9 protein-coding genes are annotated in these 13,029 nt (G+C 55.4%); all 9 read right to left on the bottom strand.

Features of this window, described 5'->3' with window-relative positions:
* Window positions 1–8: 8 nt before the first annotated feature.
* The 9 genes from DW089_RS05135 to DW089_RS05095 all read right to left on the bottom strand — a co-directional run bounded on the left by DW089_RS05135 (window position 9) and on the right by DW089_RS05095 (window position 13,017).
* Complete coding sequence (locus DW089_RS05135; protein WP_233547559.1) at window positions 9–380, bottom strand: OmpH family outer membrane protein; 372 nt, start codon at window positions 378–380, stop codon at window positions 9–11.
* Between the two features lie 48 nt (window positions 381–428).
* On the bottom strand, window positions 429–1,361 hold the full coding sequence (locus tag DW089_RS05130; protein ID WP_118286883.1) for an outer membrane chaperone Skp: 933 nt from the start codon (window positions 1,359–1,361) through the stop codon (window positions 429–431).
* A gap of 29 nt (window positions 1,362–1,390) precedes the next feature.
* A complete protein-coding gene (locus tag DW089_RS05125) occupies window positions 1,391–1,864 on the bottom strand; it encodes an OmpH family outer membrane protein (protein WP_105326962.1) in 474 nt (157 codons plus the stop codon).
* 35 nt (window positions 1,865–1,899) lie between these two features.
* Window positions 1,900–4,134: an outer membrane protein assembly factor gene (locus DW089_RS05120; protein ID WP_105326961.1), complete on the bottom strand. Its 2,235-nt coding sequence runs from the start codon at window positions 4,132–4,134 to the stop codon at window positions 1,900–1,902.
* A 173-nt stretch (window positions 4,135–4,307) separates the two neighbouring features.
* Window positions 4,308–8,639 carry a translocation/assembly module TamB domain-containing protein gene (locus DW089_RS05115; protein WP_105326960.1) on the bottom strand — a complete coding sequence of 1,444 codons (4,332 nt, stop codon included), beginning with the start codon at window positions 8,637–8,639 and terminating at the stop codon, window positions 4,308–4,310.
* 185 nt (window positions 8,640–8,824) lie between these two features.
* Window positions 8,825–10,084 (bottom strand): TolC family protein, encoded by a 1,260-nt coding sequence (locus DW089_RS05110; protein WP_105327438.1) that lies wholly within the window; start codon window positions 10,082–10,084, stop codon window positions 8,825–8,827.
* A gap of 131 nt (window positions 10,085–10,215) precedes the next feature.
* Entirely contained in the window at window positions 10,216–11,472 is a 1,257-nt protein-coding gene (locus DW089_RS05105; RefSeq protein WP_231086074.1) for an MlaD family protein, read from the bottom strand.
* Window positions 11,469–12,233 carry an ABC transporter ATP-binding protein gene (locus DW089_RS05100; protein ID WP_105326958.1) on the bottom strand — a complete coding sequence of 255 codons (765 nt, stop codon included), beginning with the start codon at window positions 12,231–12,233 and terminating at the stop codon, window positions 11,469–11,471. Before DW089_RS05100 ends, DW089_RS05105 begins: the two co-directional genes overlap by 4 nt.
* Before the next feature lies 1 nt (window position 12,234).
* Window positions 12,235–13,017: an ABC transporter permease gene (locus DW089_RS05095; protein WP_105326957.1), complete on the bottom strand. Its 783-nt coding sequence runs from the start codon at window positions 13,015–13,017 to the stop codon at window positions 12,235–12,237.
* Window positions 13,018–13,029 lie beyond the last annotated feature (12 nt).

Raw genomic sequence — 13,029 nt, 5'->3', positions numbered from 1 at the left:
CAAAAGCATTATTTCATGGCTTTGATGATGTCGTCGGTAACGTCCACCCCGCCCTGAGGCACGGCTTCCTTAACCAGAATGGCGCTCAGGTTCTTTTCTTTGGCAACCGTTGCAGCAGCGGCGTCAAAGCTGCTCTTAACCTTGTTCTGGGCATCTGCCTGAAGAGCCTGCATCTTGGCGCTCTTGTCTTGAACAATCTTCTGGACTTCTTCCTGGCTCTTGCCGGCGGTTTCCTGGTTCAGCTCATCTTCCATGGCTTTGCCTTTGGACTGGAGATCAGCCGTTGCATCCTTGAATACCTGGCTTTCCTGCTGGACCTTGTTCATATCCACCACGCCAAATTGGGCGTTCCGGCCGCAGCCGAAAGAAAAGAGTGCCATAACGAGCATACACAGAACAAAGATTTTTTTCATATTTTTCCATCCCTCTTACTGAACTATTTTTTGTACTTCACTGCTGACCTGGTCGGTAATATCATCGGCGCTGATATTGGCCCGAGGGTTCCGGAAAATCAGCGTGTATTTCCGGGTCAGGTTGATTTTCTTGATGGCGCTGAGGATGTCGCTGTCGATATCGTCCTTGAGTGCCTGTTCATCGCTTTTCTGCTTTTGGATCTGTTTGTCCATGGAGGCCAGCAGCTTGTCCAGCTGCTCTTTCCCAGGAGAGGCCGCAAGGCCCTTGGGTCCCAGTTTGAAACCGGTTTGTTCCTGGATTACCTGGTCCGCCAGCTCTTTGGCGTAAGCCTGAAGCCGGGCCTGGGAAGCGGCAATGTCCGCCCCCAGCTTCTGCTGCAGCCAGGCTTCCTTCTTGGCATTCACTTCGTCCAGATCCTTCTGGCGTTTGGCCAGCAGTTCATCCTGTTCCTGGAGGACCGCCTTCTGGGCTTCCTCGGTCATCTTGATGCTGCCCAGCTTCAGTCGCAGGTTGAACAGGGGAATGCGGTATTTTTCTTCCACAGCCTCCCGGTCCTGCTTTACCTGGGCTTCTGCCTCCGTCTCCAGGGCTTCCCGCTTTTTTCGGAGCAGGTCGTTTTCCTGGGACTGCTTTTCCGCCATTTTGGCAGAAATCTGGGCCCGCTTGAACTGGTCGGCTCCCAGATTCTTGATGTTCTTCATTTTCCCCAGGAGTTCCAGCTGCTGGCGGCCATTTTCCATCTGCCGCTGCCGCAGCCATTTGGCTGTCTCCAGCGTTTCCTGCTGATGCTTCCATTCTTTGTACTTGGGATGCTGCTGGACCAGTTTATCCCAGTCCACCACCGCAAAGCGGGGTTTTTCCTGCTCCCAGGGCAGTTTTGCCTGGGAAAAGCCACAGCCGCCCAAAAGCAGAAGCCCTGTCAGCAATAGACCGATCAGCCGGCGCATGAGACATTCCTCCTATCTTCGGGGTGGGATTATTTACCCTTTTTCAGCTCAGCCTGTACATCGGCGGTAACATCTACGCCGCCGTACACCACTGCGCCTTCGTTGACGATGACGGTCAGGCCTTTGGTCTTGCCTACAGCCAGGATGGCATCATCCGCTTTCTTTTTCAGAGGTTCTACCAGTTCCTTCTCCTTGGCTTGGAGCTTTTCCTGGGTTTCCTGCTGGAGTTTCTGCTTGTCGGCATCACTCATATCCTTACTCTTTTCCTGAAACTCCTTTTGGCTGTCCTGCATTGCCTGCTGCATCTGCCGCTGGGCATCATCAATGCCGGGTACGGCGGACATCACCTGGTTGTAGTTGATCTTGCCAATGGCGGAGTTCAAGGTGCCCGTGTCCCCGCCCAGGTGACCCTGTACGGCCAGGACAAATACACCGACAACCATAATGGCTGCAATTACCAGTGAAATCAATTTCACGGTTTTCTTATTGGCCAATTCCATCATTTTCCTATCCCTGCTTCCTTATTGCTGCAAATTTGTTAGAACGTACCGCCAAAGCTGAAGTGGAAGCGGCCGCCTCTATTATCTCCATCCAAACGATAGCCGTAGTCCAGTTTGATGGGTCCTAACGGGGAGTTGATCCGCAGGCCCAAACCAATGGAGTGCTTCATATCGCTCAGGTCGAAATCAGTTTCATCGTAATCCTTGCTCCAGGCATACGCCGTATCCGTGAAGAACACGCCCTGTACCTTCTTGATGATGGGATACCGGAATTCCAGGGAGCCCTTCAGCATGCTGTTGCCCTTGAACTGGTCATCCTTGTAGCCGCGCAGGATATCGCTGCCGCCCACCGCAAAGCGCTGGGACAGGGGCATATCCCCGTTGGCGTAGCCGGCGCCCAGGTTCAGGGCCCAGACGTAATCCTTGCCCATCCGGTAGTAGTAGCGGTAGTCGGCCTGGTACTTCTCAAAGTTGAAGTCTCCGCCGAAGTTGGCCACTTCCACAGAGTAGGACGTACGCTTGCCTTCTCTGGGATCGTAGATGTTGTCACGGGTATCCAGAATCCGGGACAGGGTAATGCTCCGGGTGCTGCCGAAGTTCCGTTTTCTTCTGGCTTCAGCTACGGATTCGCCCTGGCTTACGCCATCATCGATGCCTTCGAAGTACTGGTGGTTGTCATACCCATCCACCGGGCCCTTGTACTTGTCGTCCCGGTTTTTCAGGGTGATCATGTTGGTGATGAATTCGTTATCGGTTACCCGGCTGAAGAACAATTCTTCGCCAATGCGTTTCTTGTAGTAACGGGCGATTTCGTTGCCGTCCCGGTTGTAATCGATGTATTCGTTGGTCATGTTGTAGAACGTCAGGCCAGCGGTGGTTTCCTTGTCGTCGATCCAGGGTTTCACGTAGGAAACTTCGAAGTTGGACTTGGTTTCGGAGTCGCCGCCGAATTCCCAACGGGCGTTGACGCTGTCGCCGATGCCCAGGAAGTTCTTGTCGCCGATGCTGACCATGCCCAGGAAGCCGTCGGCATCACTGTAGCCGGCGCCGATGCCGAAGGTACCGGTGCTGGTCTCCACCACAGAGATTTCCACGGATACGGTGTTGGGCATCTGGCCCGGGTTCAGGCGGATGTTCACGTCTTCAAAGTAGCCCAGGTTGTAGATCTTCTGCATGCTCCGGCGCGCCAGTTTGGCATTGAAGGGTTCACCCTTCTTCATGCGCATTTCCCGGATGATGACGTAATCCTTGGTCTTGGTGTTGCCCTTCACCCGGTAGTCTTCAATAACGCCTTCGCTGACCTGCACAATCAGAGTGCCGTTATCCAGCATCCGCACATCGCTGACCTTGGCCAGAATGTAGCCCTGTTCGCTGTAGAGGCTTTCCACCTTCCGGGCGCCAATACTTACGTCCCGGGAGTTTAATACCTGGCCGATGGGCAGGTTCAGAGCCTTTTTGATATCTCCCGTGGAGATTTTTGTATTGCCTTCAATTTCCAGGTCCTGAAGCACAGGATTTTCCTGGACCTGGTACGCAATCTGTACCCCTTCCGGCACTTTGGTGAACACCGGCTTCACATCATAGAACCAGCCGGTTTCGTAAATGGCCCGGACATCGTCCTGGAGGGCTTCCTTGGTAAACTTGGTGCCGGCGGGCATTTTCAGCACATCGGTGAGCTTGGAAGCGTCCTCGTGGGTGTTGCCAGTAAAGGTTACCTTGGTCACCGTTTGGCCCACGTACGGGTCGGAGGCTTTGGCCAGGGCATCATAGCGGCTTTCCTGGCTGTTGATGTCGTAGTCGGACAATACGGACTGCTGCAGGATGCTGCGGCCGGGAAGCTGCTTGTTCTGGGCTTCCTCAATTTCCTTTTGCTGGGTGGCCCGGGCCTGTTCCTGCTCCTGGTCCGCTTCCTGCTGCTGCCGTTCCTTTTCCAGTTTTTCCTTGCCTACTTTTTCAATGTAGGTTACGCCATTGCGGCGTACTTCCCGGTAACGGGGTGCATCTTCGTCCGCAGCCTTTTGGGTATCGGTTGTGCCCGTTTGGGATTGCGAATTCTGTGCCTGCTGCCCAGCGTCCGGCTGTTGGGACTGAGTTTCCTCGGCCGTGCCGATTTCAATTTTTCCCACTTCCTGGTCAGTTTTGGTTACGGTCTTATGGCCGGTCAGATCGATGACGGAGCCATGGGACTCCTGTGCAGCATATGCTGGTGTGGTCAGTGCCAGTGAAGCCAGAACTGCAATGGACAACTGCCGCCAGTTAACATGATTCTTCATAACTTACCCCCTAAATAGGTGCTTGGCAATCTATAGCTACCATACGCCCAGGTTACATATCCAGTTAATTATACATTTTATCGGTAGATATTTCCAGTCCCGGAGAACAGAACTCGCTGTTTTCTCCGGGACTATTTTGTAAATTTTTCTTTTTTTGAGTGTGACACCGGGCTTTAGAACCGGGTATGGTACTGTACGCCATACCAATGTTCCTGATCCTGGTTCACCGAGAAGCTCAGGTTTACCTTCTTGGCAATGTAGTATTCCGCAAAGGTATTGTATTCTTCCCCGTCAAACCGGGTGGTGTAGCCCACCTTCAGTTTGTTACCGAAGTACTTGCTTACCAGCACGTTGTACTCCCGGCGGTCCTGGAGGTTGGTTTCATTGGCCCGCTGGGCATCCAGGCTGAAGCCGATGCCGGTCTGAAGGTTGCCGCTGTAAATCCGCAGTTCATCCAGGCCCAAAGCGTCCTTAATGGCGTCTTCCACGTCGGCCAGATAGGTGAGCTGCAAGCCCGCATCTACCAGGCTCTGGACATCTGCGTTGGTCAGGTCCGCGTTATCCGTCTTCAGGGTCAGGAAACGCTTCAGGGTATCCTCGTTCTGGGGCGGGTCACTGGACAGATGAATTTGCAGGTCATCCAGGCTCAGGGGGCCGCTGGCCTTGGCCAAGATGTTGTACTGGCCAAGCCGGGTAAAGGCAGTGAGATCCAATACCGGGATAAAGGTGCCGGGCATGGGCCAGGTCAACTGCCCAAAGCCGATTCTAAAGGGCGTTCCCAGGTATTTCAGGGTGCTGCCCTTGTTCACCGTGATGCTGCTGCCATTCATATAGGGATTTTCCGTGGTGCCGGTGGCGTGGATCTTGCCTCTGGCATGGATATCAAAGAAGGAAGCGTTGTACAGGTGCAGGTCGTCCCCCAGATCCACGGTCACATCCAGGCCCAGGTTGGAGCCGCCGCCGGACAGGTCCGGAATGGAGCTGATGCCCAGGTAGATTTCCTCCAGCTTGAAGTCCGCGGTCACAAAGGGCATGGCGTTCTTTTGCTCCACGGTCAGGTTCCCGTTGATTTTCCCCCGAATCAGGGAGGAGTCGGGCTCTACGTCCTTGACCACAGCCGTCAGCTGATAGGGCTTGCCGGAGGTATCGTGGAGCTGGTAGGAGCCGGACGCGGTAATGCTGCCGTTCTTGCCCACGGTGGTAGAAAATTCCTTCAGGGTAATGGTGTTGCCGGCAAACTGGGCATGGAATTTCATATTGTCCAGGGTGCTGTTGATGCGTTTCAGCTTCACCGTGCCATTATCCATATCGATGGAGCCATTTACCGCATAGTTTTCCAAGGTGCCGGTAATGGCCACGTTGCCGCTGGTAGGGCCTTCCGCCCAATCCACGTATTTGGTCAGGGTGGGCAGGATGGCCAGGTTGCCGTTATCCAAATGGACATCCAGATTCATCTGGGCATGGGGGTTCTTCCGGTCCTTCGGGGCCCGCAAAAGGTCCATGGGGAAGGTACCGTAGGCACTGACCTTGTACACATCCCGCTGAATCAGGAACTGTTCCAGGCTGAACATCTGGTCCCGGAGGGTAACCATGCCGTACAGGCTGTCAAAGGCCACGCCGTTGACGCTGCCTCCGTCCAGTTCCAGGGAGAAGTTGCCCTTGGGGTTATCCAGCGGGCCCTTTACCTGGGCGGCGATGTTCATTTTGCCGGTAACGTCCGGGGGATTATTGGCAAAGGCCACCGTTAACAATTTGGCGCTGGCGGCGTTGGTGGCCAGTTCCAGGTCAACGGTCTTCTTGCGCAGGTCCACATTGCCCTGGGCCGCCAGAATGCCGCCCTGGGCTTCTGTGGCCTGAAGCTTGCGAATCTGCCAGTTGCCGTGGAGGGTGTAGATATCAAAGTCCGCAGCGCTAAAGGGTACGCCCCGGACCTTGCCGTCTTCCACCTTGCCCTTGATGGTCATGCCGGTACCCCGGCCTTTGGGATTCAGTTCAATCCGGCCGGACAGGTAGCCGTCAATGTCCAGATTCAGGCCGCCCATTTGCAGCAGGCTCCGCACATTGCCCCGCTCCACATCTGCCGTCCACTGGATCAGCCGCTGGTCAAAATCGAAATAGGCCTTCAGGGAATAGTCCCCGCCGGTCTTTTGCTGGAAGGTACCTTGCAGGGAATTCACATGGCCGCCCTGGCTTTGGAAGGACAGGGCAAGGCCGGTAAATTCCACGTTATTGATGAAAACCGAGTTAGAGGTGAGAACCCCCTGGAACTGGGGATTGGTGTAGCGGCCGGTAATGCTGCCGCTGAAGTTCACCAGGCCTGACAGGCTCACCTCGTCCTTAAACCAGGGCAGCCGCAGGAGATTGAGGTTCCGGGCATCCAGGCCCAGATTCAGCACCCCGTCCCGAGTCACGGTCCCTGCAAAGGCAGCAGTACAGGACAGCGCCTGGAGCTTAAAGTTCTGCAAGTTCAGGACCACGCCGTCGTAGGTATAGTCCCCGTCCACTTCATCCACCAGGAACTTGTTCACAGACCCGTCGTAGGCATGGACATGGCCGTGGAATTTGGGGTTGGACAAGGGTCCCTGGACGGTAATGGTATTGGTCAGGTTGCCGGTAATGGCAATGGGCGCTTTGGCCAGGGCCGCCAGGGGTTCCAGCCGAATGCCGGTGGTAGTCAAGGTGGCATCCACTACCGGATCTTCCGGTTTCAGGTCCAGGGAACCGTCCAGCACATGGGTACCCTGGTCCATGAGAGCTTCCACCTTATGGAAGGACAATTTCTGGTCCGCCCAGTTCAGGGCCCCATGGACTTCCTGGATTTTCAGGCCCATAAGTTCTGCGTCCTTCAAAGAGAAGGCGCCAAATACCGAGGGGTTGGCCGCAGTGCCGGAAGCCGTCAGGTGGGTGGACAGCTTGCCGCTGCCTTCCTGGCCCGCCAGCCGCAGCAGCGGGGTAATAGGAATATCCGTAAGGTACAAATCCGCTTTCAGAGCCTCGCCTATATAGGAACCGGTACCTGCCAGGGCGCCCCCTTCAGCCGTATAGCCGGACAGCCGGGTTACCGCAACATCGCTGCCGGTAATCAGGGCATCCACCGCCAGCTGGTTCAGGGAAAGCTCGTTCCACTGGAGGGCCAGGTCACTGCTTACGGTCTCCAGCTTCAGGGTGCCGTCGTTGTAGCTGCCCTGGGCGTACAGGGTACCGTTCAGGCCCAGGCTTCCAGCCCGGGGCACAAAACTGCTGAGGTCAATCTGCTGGGCTTCAAAGGAACCAATGCCGCTCTGCTCCTTCCAGTCGTAGGACGCATGAATCACCGCCCTGCCGCCGCCCACTTCTGCGGACGCACCGTTTACTTCTATTCTCTGGCCCTGAATGGACAGGGGCAACCGGAGCTGGGTCAGGGTATAGCCCTGTACGGTCAGGGCGTCACTGGTAAGCACCCCGTCTCCCAGCAGGTTATCCTTGTCCCCGTTCAGGGTAATCTCCGCATTTACAAGGCCCTGGGCCGGCACTTCCACCGGCAGGGCGGACAGATCCAATTGCCTTACCTGCACGGTCAGGCGCTGGGCCTTGGGATTATCCATATCCGACAGGTCCACAGAACCCTGGAGATGGGCTTTCTGGCCGTTTACCGTGGCATCCAGGTCGGAGGCTGTCAGCTTCAGGTCTTCAAAAGCTACATCGCCGCTGGCCGTCAGGTCCAGGGGGATATCGTTATAGGTATAGGTAGCCTGCACCTGTCCCAGGGTACTCTTCCCGGACAAATGATTGCCGTCCTCAGTGCCCGTCCAGGTAATGGACGTATCCGTTACCTGGCCTTTCAGCCCGGTAAGGGGCAGCAGGTGAGCCGCCAGGCTGCGGAAATCATCCAGCCGCAGCAGACCTGTTTCCATGGTAATCTGGCCGTGCCGGTCCGTATCGATGGTGCCGGTGACCTGGATGGTCTGGTCCTCCTTGGTAAGGGCCATCTGAATACCAAACACCGGATTCCGGGCCGGGTCCACTTCGCCCTCCACGCCCATGGTCCACTGTCCATAGGGCATCTGCACGGAAAGTTCCCCATCCCGGATGGCTACCTTGCCCTTAAAGTCCGTACTGGAAGACTGGCTGGGCTTTAATAAGCCTGCCACGTTCCATTCTTCCTGGTCGTTTTGGACCAGGAGCAGCCGGGGCCGTTCCAGGGTAATATGGGTAATGGTTCCCACGGCCCCGCTGCCTCCCAGCAGCTTAAAGGGATTCAGCTCCAGCTTCAGAGCCGGAATCTGGGCCACCAGGTCCCCCTGGGTGGTACGCAGTTCCACATCTTTAACGGTAAAGGCCAGGTCCGGACTGACTTCCACCGTGCTCATTTGCAATTGTCCGTTGATATATTCGGCAGCAGTCTGCTCCACAAACGGGATTGCCCGGTTCAGTCCTGCGGGAAGGATCAGTTTCCACAGAAACAGATATACGCCAAGCAGGATCACAGCACAGACGAGCAGCCATTTTGTTTTCTTGGCCCGCATCTGCATCCTCCTGAAAAATCAGACATTGTTTACCCTATAAGTATAACAGACTCCGCCAGAAAATAAAAACACCACCTGCAAAAGTCCACAAATTTGTGGCTCATGCAGGTGGTATATTATTCCGTTAGTCAGGCTGAAACCACTGCGGCAGCACTGGGACCGCAGGGTCCAGAGCGCAGAAGTGATTATTGGTTTTCGACAGGAACACCCATGGACTGCTCCAGGAGAGCCGTATTGGTGTTGTAGTCATACAAAGCCTGGATATAGTTGTTTTTGGCGGTGGTCAGGGAAACGGAAGCATCCATTACGTCCGTGTTGGTCCCCACACCGGCCTGGTACCGCAGCTGGGCAATACGGTAATCTTCTTCTGCCTGGGCAACGGCCACTTCCGTGGTCTTGATCCGTTTTTCGGCTTCCCGCATGCTCAGGTAGCTGGTCCGTACGGCCAGGCGCACATTATCGGTAATCTGCCGGTAGCTTTCCTGGGCCTTGATGATGTTGGCCTTGGCTTCCCGTACCTTGGCGGCGGTTACGCCGTAGTCCCAGATGTTCATGCTCACCGTAGCGCCTACGGCCCAGTTGTTCTTGTGGCTGCCGGGGAAATTATCATCGCTCCATTCGTTGGAAGCCCCCAGGGTCAGTTTCGGCAGGTTGCCAGCGTTGGCAATCTTTTCGGCAGCTTCTGCCATTTTCACGGAAGCTTCTGCCTGGTGGATTTCCGGACGGTTGGCCATGGCGTAGGTTACGCAGTTGTCCAGGTTATAGTCATTGGGTTTGTATTCCAGGCCCTGGCTCAGGTTCAGCCGGGTAGCTGTGGGCAGGCCAATTTCGTTGTTCAAGGTGGAAACCGCCACTTCATAGCTGTTCTGGGATTGGGTCAGGGTCTGCTGGGCGTCCACCAGTTCCACCTGGGAACGGAGTACGTCAGCCTTGGCCACCACGCCTACAGCGTATTGGGCCTGGGTGTTCTTCAAATGCTCGCTGAGCCGGTCCACGGTTTCCTTGTCCAGGGTTACCGTATTGGCGGCCTGGAGTACATCGTAGTAGTCCTTCGATGCGTTGTAGCGGGTGGTCTGGTAGGAACTGTCCATGCCGTATTGGTAGTATTTCAGGTTTTCCTTGGACTGGTCAATGGCGCCTTCCAGGGAACCACCGGAATAAATAGGCACGGAAATGCTCACTTCGTTGGTATGGGAATTGGCGAAATGAGGCCGCCCGGTAGTGGTCTGGTATTGACCGCCCCGGCCGCTGTAATGGTTAAAGGAAACAGTGCCCCAGCGAGCCCCTTCTGCCTGGTCCTTCTGGGCCTTGGCCGCATCCAGTTCGGCAGCGGAAATCTTCACATCGGAATTGTTTTCCAGTGCCATGCGCACGGTTTTGCCCAGATCCAGATTGACGGTCTCCGGAGCCGCTGCGCCCGCAGTATGTAGAGTAAGCGCGCTCATAATAGCCACACTCAGTAATAATTTCTTTGTATGCAAGTGCTTCACGTTTATGCCCTCCTGTTTTTCCTGACTACTTAGTCAGCCTTATTTATTATAAACAGTAAGATTTTTAAAGTCAATTGAGAATCTGCTTAGAAATGTGCCCGAAGGCCCACATAAGCGGTCTCAGAACCGTTGTCCAGCACATCCAGACTCTCGCCCAAGAGGGATAAATTGGGGCTGAAGGCCCATTCTGCGCCGACTTTCAGTTTGGCATCGTCAAAATCGTAAAAATCTGTGAACAATTTAAATTTGGGGCTCAGGTTCCAATCCATGCCCACACCAAAGTCCCCTTCTATAACTCCGGCCCGGCCCAGCATAAATTTGTTCAGCCGTTTATTGTAATGGAAATCCAAGCGGTCCCGGTCCCCGATATCGGAAACTCCCAGGTAGACAAAGTCATCCTTGTTGAGGGGCAGTTTGGCGCCCATATCCGTGCGCCATTTACCTTTTTTGTCCCCGTACAGGACATCGGCCTGGAGCTGGGCATCGGAAACCATGCCCAGAATCTTATCCGCCTTTTCCGAGGTGGCCTTGGCGTGATGGACCGTTTCCTGGAGCTCTTTCTTCATCTCCGGGTCGGAAACCACACTGTTCAAGGATTCTGCCGTCTGTTTGATTTTCCGGCTGGCATCGGCCATATTGGCGGCCATAACGGCCACGTTTTGGCCGGTGGCCCCATTGGCATCCGCCTGGGTCATAATGCTGTTCATATGCACGGACATATCCCGCATCTGGGTAACCATGGTGTGGATATCTCCCTGGTTCTGCTGGGACATTTCAGCCAGGGAACGGGTGAAGTCGTTCAGGTTCTTGGCCACTTCCCCGGTCTGGACAAAGCCCTGGCGCATGGATTTCTGCACGTCCTTGTCCCCAAACACGTTGCTGAAGGCATCCACCACCACTTCCAGCTTATCCAGTACCTTGCCGGAGGTATCCATCATCTTGCTGATACCGCTGGACTGCTGGCCGGTAATGGTTTCGCCCGCCTTAAAGCTCAGCCCGGTAGCGATTTGCGGGGGTGCAATGGTTACAAATTTGGTGCCCATAACCCCGTCCATGCCGATGCTGAACTGGGAATTGCGGGGGATTTTCTGCTTCTCGTCCAGCTTCATGACCACCTTGACCTTGGAGCCGTCCACCACAATGTCTTCCACCTTGCCCACGGGCACCCCGGCGAACCGGACTTCGTTGCCTGCCTTCAGGCCATTCACATCGTCAAAAATTACATTCAGTTTATACGTTTTGCCGGCAAAGCTGAATACTCCCAAAAAGGTCAGCATCAGCGCCAGGATCACCAGGCCGCCCAGGGTGACGGCTCCGACTTTTACCTCATCTGTTTTCATCATTTGCTCCCTTCACCGGTATCTTCATAAATATCGCTGCGGATAAATGCCCGCACTAGCGGCTGCTGGGTCCGCTTGGCCTCGGACACCGTACCGGAAAATACAATGTGGCCTTCGCTGAGCATCAGCACCCGGTCCGCACACAAGAAGGCGGAAGCCATGTCGTGGGTAACCAAAAGGGAGGTAATCCCCAGCCGCTTTTTGGCTTCCAAAATCAACTGGCTGATGTTGGTGGCCATAATGGGGTCCAGTCCCGCTGTTGGCTCATCATAGAGAATGATATCCGGCTGCAGGGCCAGCGCCCTGGCCAGCCCCACCCGCTTCTGCATCCCCCCGGACAGGGCTGCCGGGTACACATGTTCGTTGCCGCTAAGACCCACTGCGGCCAAAAGGGCACTGACCCGCTGCTGAATGGCGTCTTCCTTCAGCTTGGTGTGCTGCCGCAGGCCAAAGGCTACGTTTTCGCTGACGTCCAAAAAGTCGAACAGGGCCGAATACTGGAAGACCATGCCCATATGCTGGCGCAGGGCATTCCACTGCTTCTCGTCGTAGTTTTCCACGTTCTTGCCCTGGATTACCACGTGCCCCCCCTGGGGTTTCAAAAGGCCAATCAGCAGCTTCAGCACCGTACTTTTGCCGGTGCCGCTGGGGCCGATCACCGCCAGGGTTTCGCCCTTTTTCACGGAAAAGCTGACTTTGTCCAGCACCACCTTAGGCCCAAAGGCCATATCCACTTGTTGAAATTCTATGATGGGTTGTTCCATGTCAGCCTCCGTTTACGTACAAAATCACGGACAGGAAATAATTGCAGATAAAAATCAGGATAATGGACAGCACCACGGAAGCCGTGGTAGCAAGCCCTACGCCTTCGGCGCCCTGCTTGGCCGTCAGGCCCTTGTGGCAGCCGATGATGGCAATGATGGCACCAAAAAAGGTGCTCTTGATCAGCCCGCCGATAATATCCCAGGGCTCAATGAAGCCCTGGATGGAATCCAGGAACATCTGGGTGCTGATGTCCGCATAATTTTCTGCCACAAACCAGCCCCCGAAATCCCCTACCAGGTTGGAATAGACCACCAGGATGGGCATCATCAGGATAATGGCAATAAAACGGGGGGCCACCAGATACTGGACCGGACTTACGGCCATCACCCGCAGGGCATCAATCTGCTCGGTCACCTTCATGGTGCCGATTTCAGCGGCAATGGCAGCGCCGATCCGGCCAGCCACTACCACCCCGGTCAGGATGGGGGCCAGTTCCCGGCCCATGGCAATGGCCACAATGCCGCCTACGGAGTCAGCCGCCCCAAAGCGGACAAATTCCTTGGCTGTCTGAACCGACATGACCATGCCCGTACACAAAATGGTCATCCCCACAATGGGCAGGGAGTCCGCCCCCAGTTTGCCCATTTGGCGCACCACTTCCTTGGGGTCCGCCTGGCGCACCAGGGCGCAGGTCTCCAGAAACAAATTCACTACGCGGCCGGTGCGGGCACACAGATCCAGCATTTTCCGGCCCACCCAGCGGCAAAGTTGTTGTATCCCCATAAAATTCTCCTT

The sequence above is a fragment of the Acidaminococcus sp. AM05-11 genome, assembly GCF_003472805.1.
In the GTDB taxonomy this organism is placed as follows: Bacteria; Bacillota; Negativicutes; order Acidaminococcales; family Acidaminococcaceae; genus Acidaminococcus; species Acidaminococcus hominis.
This window is presented reverse-complemented; position numbering and strand designations above follow the sequence as displayed.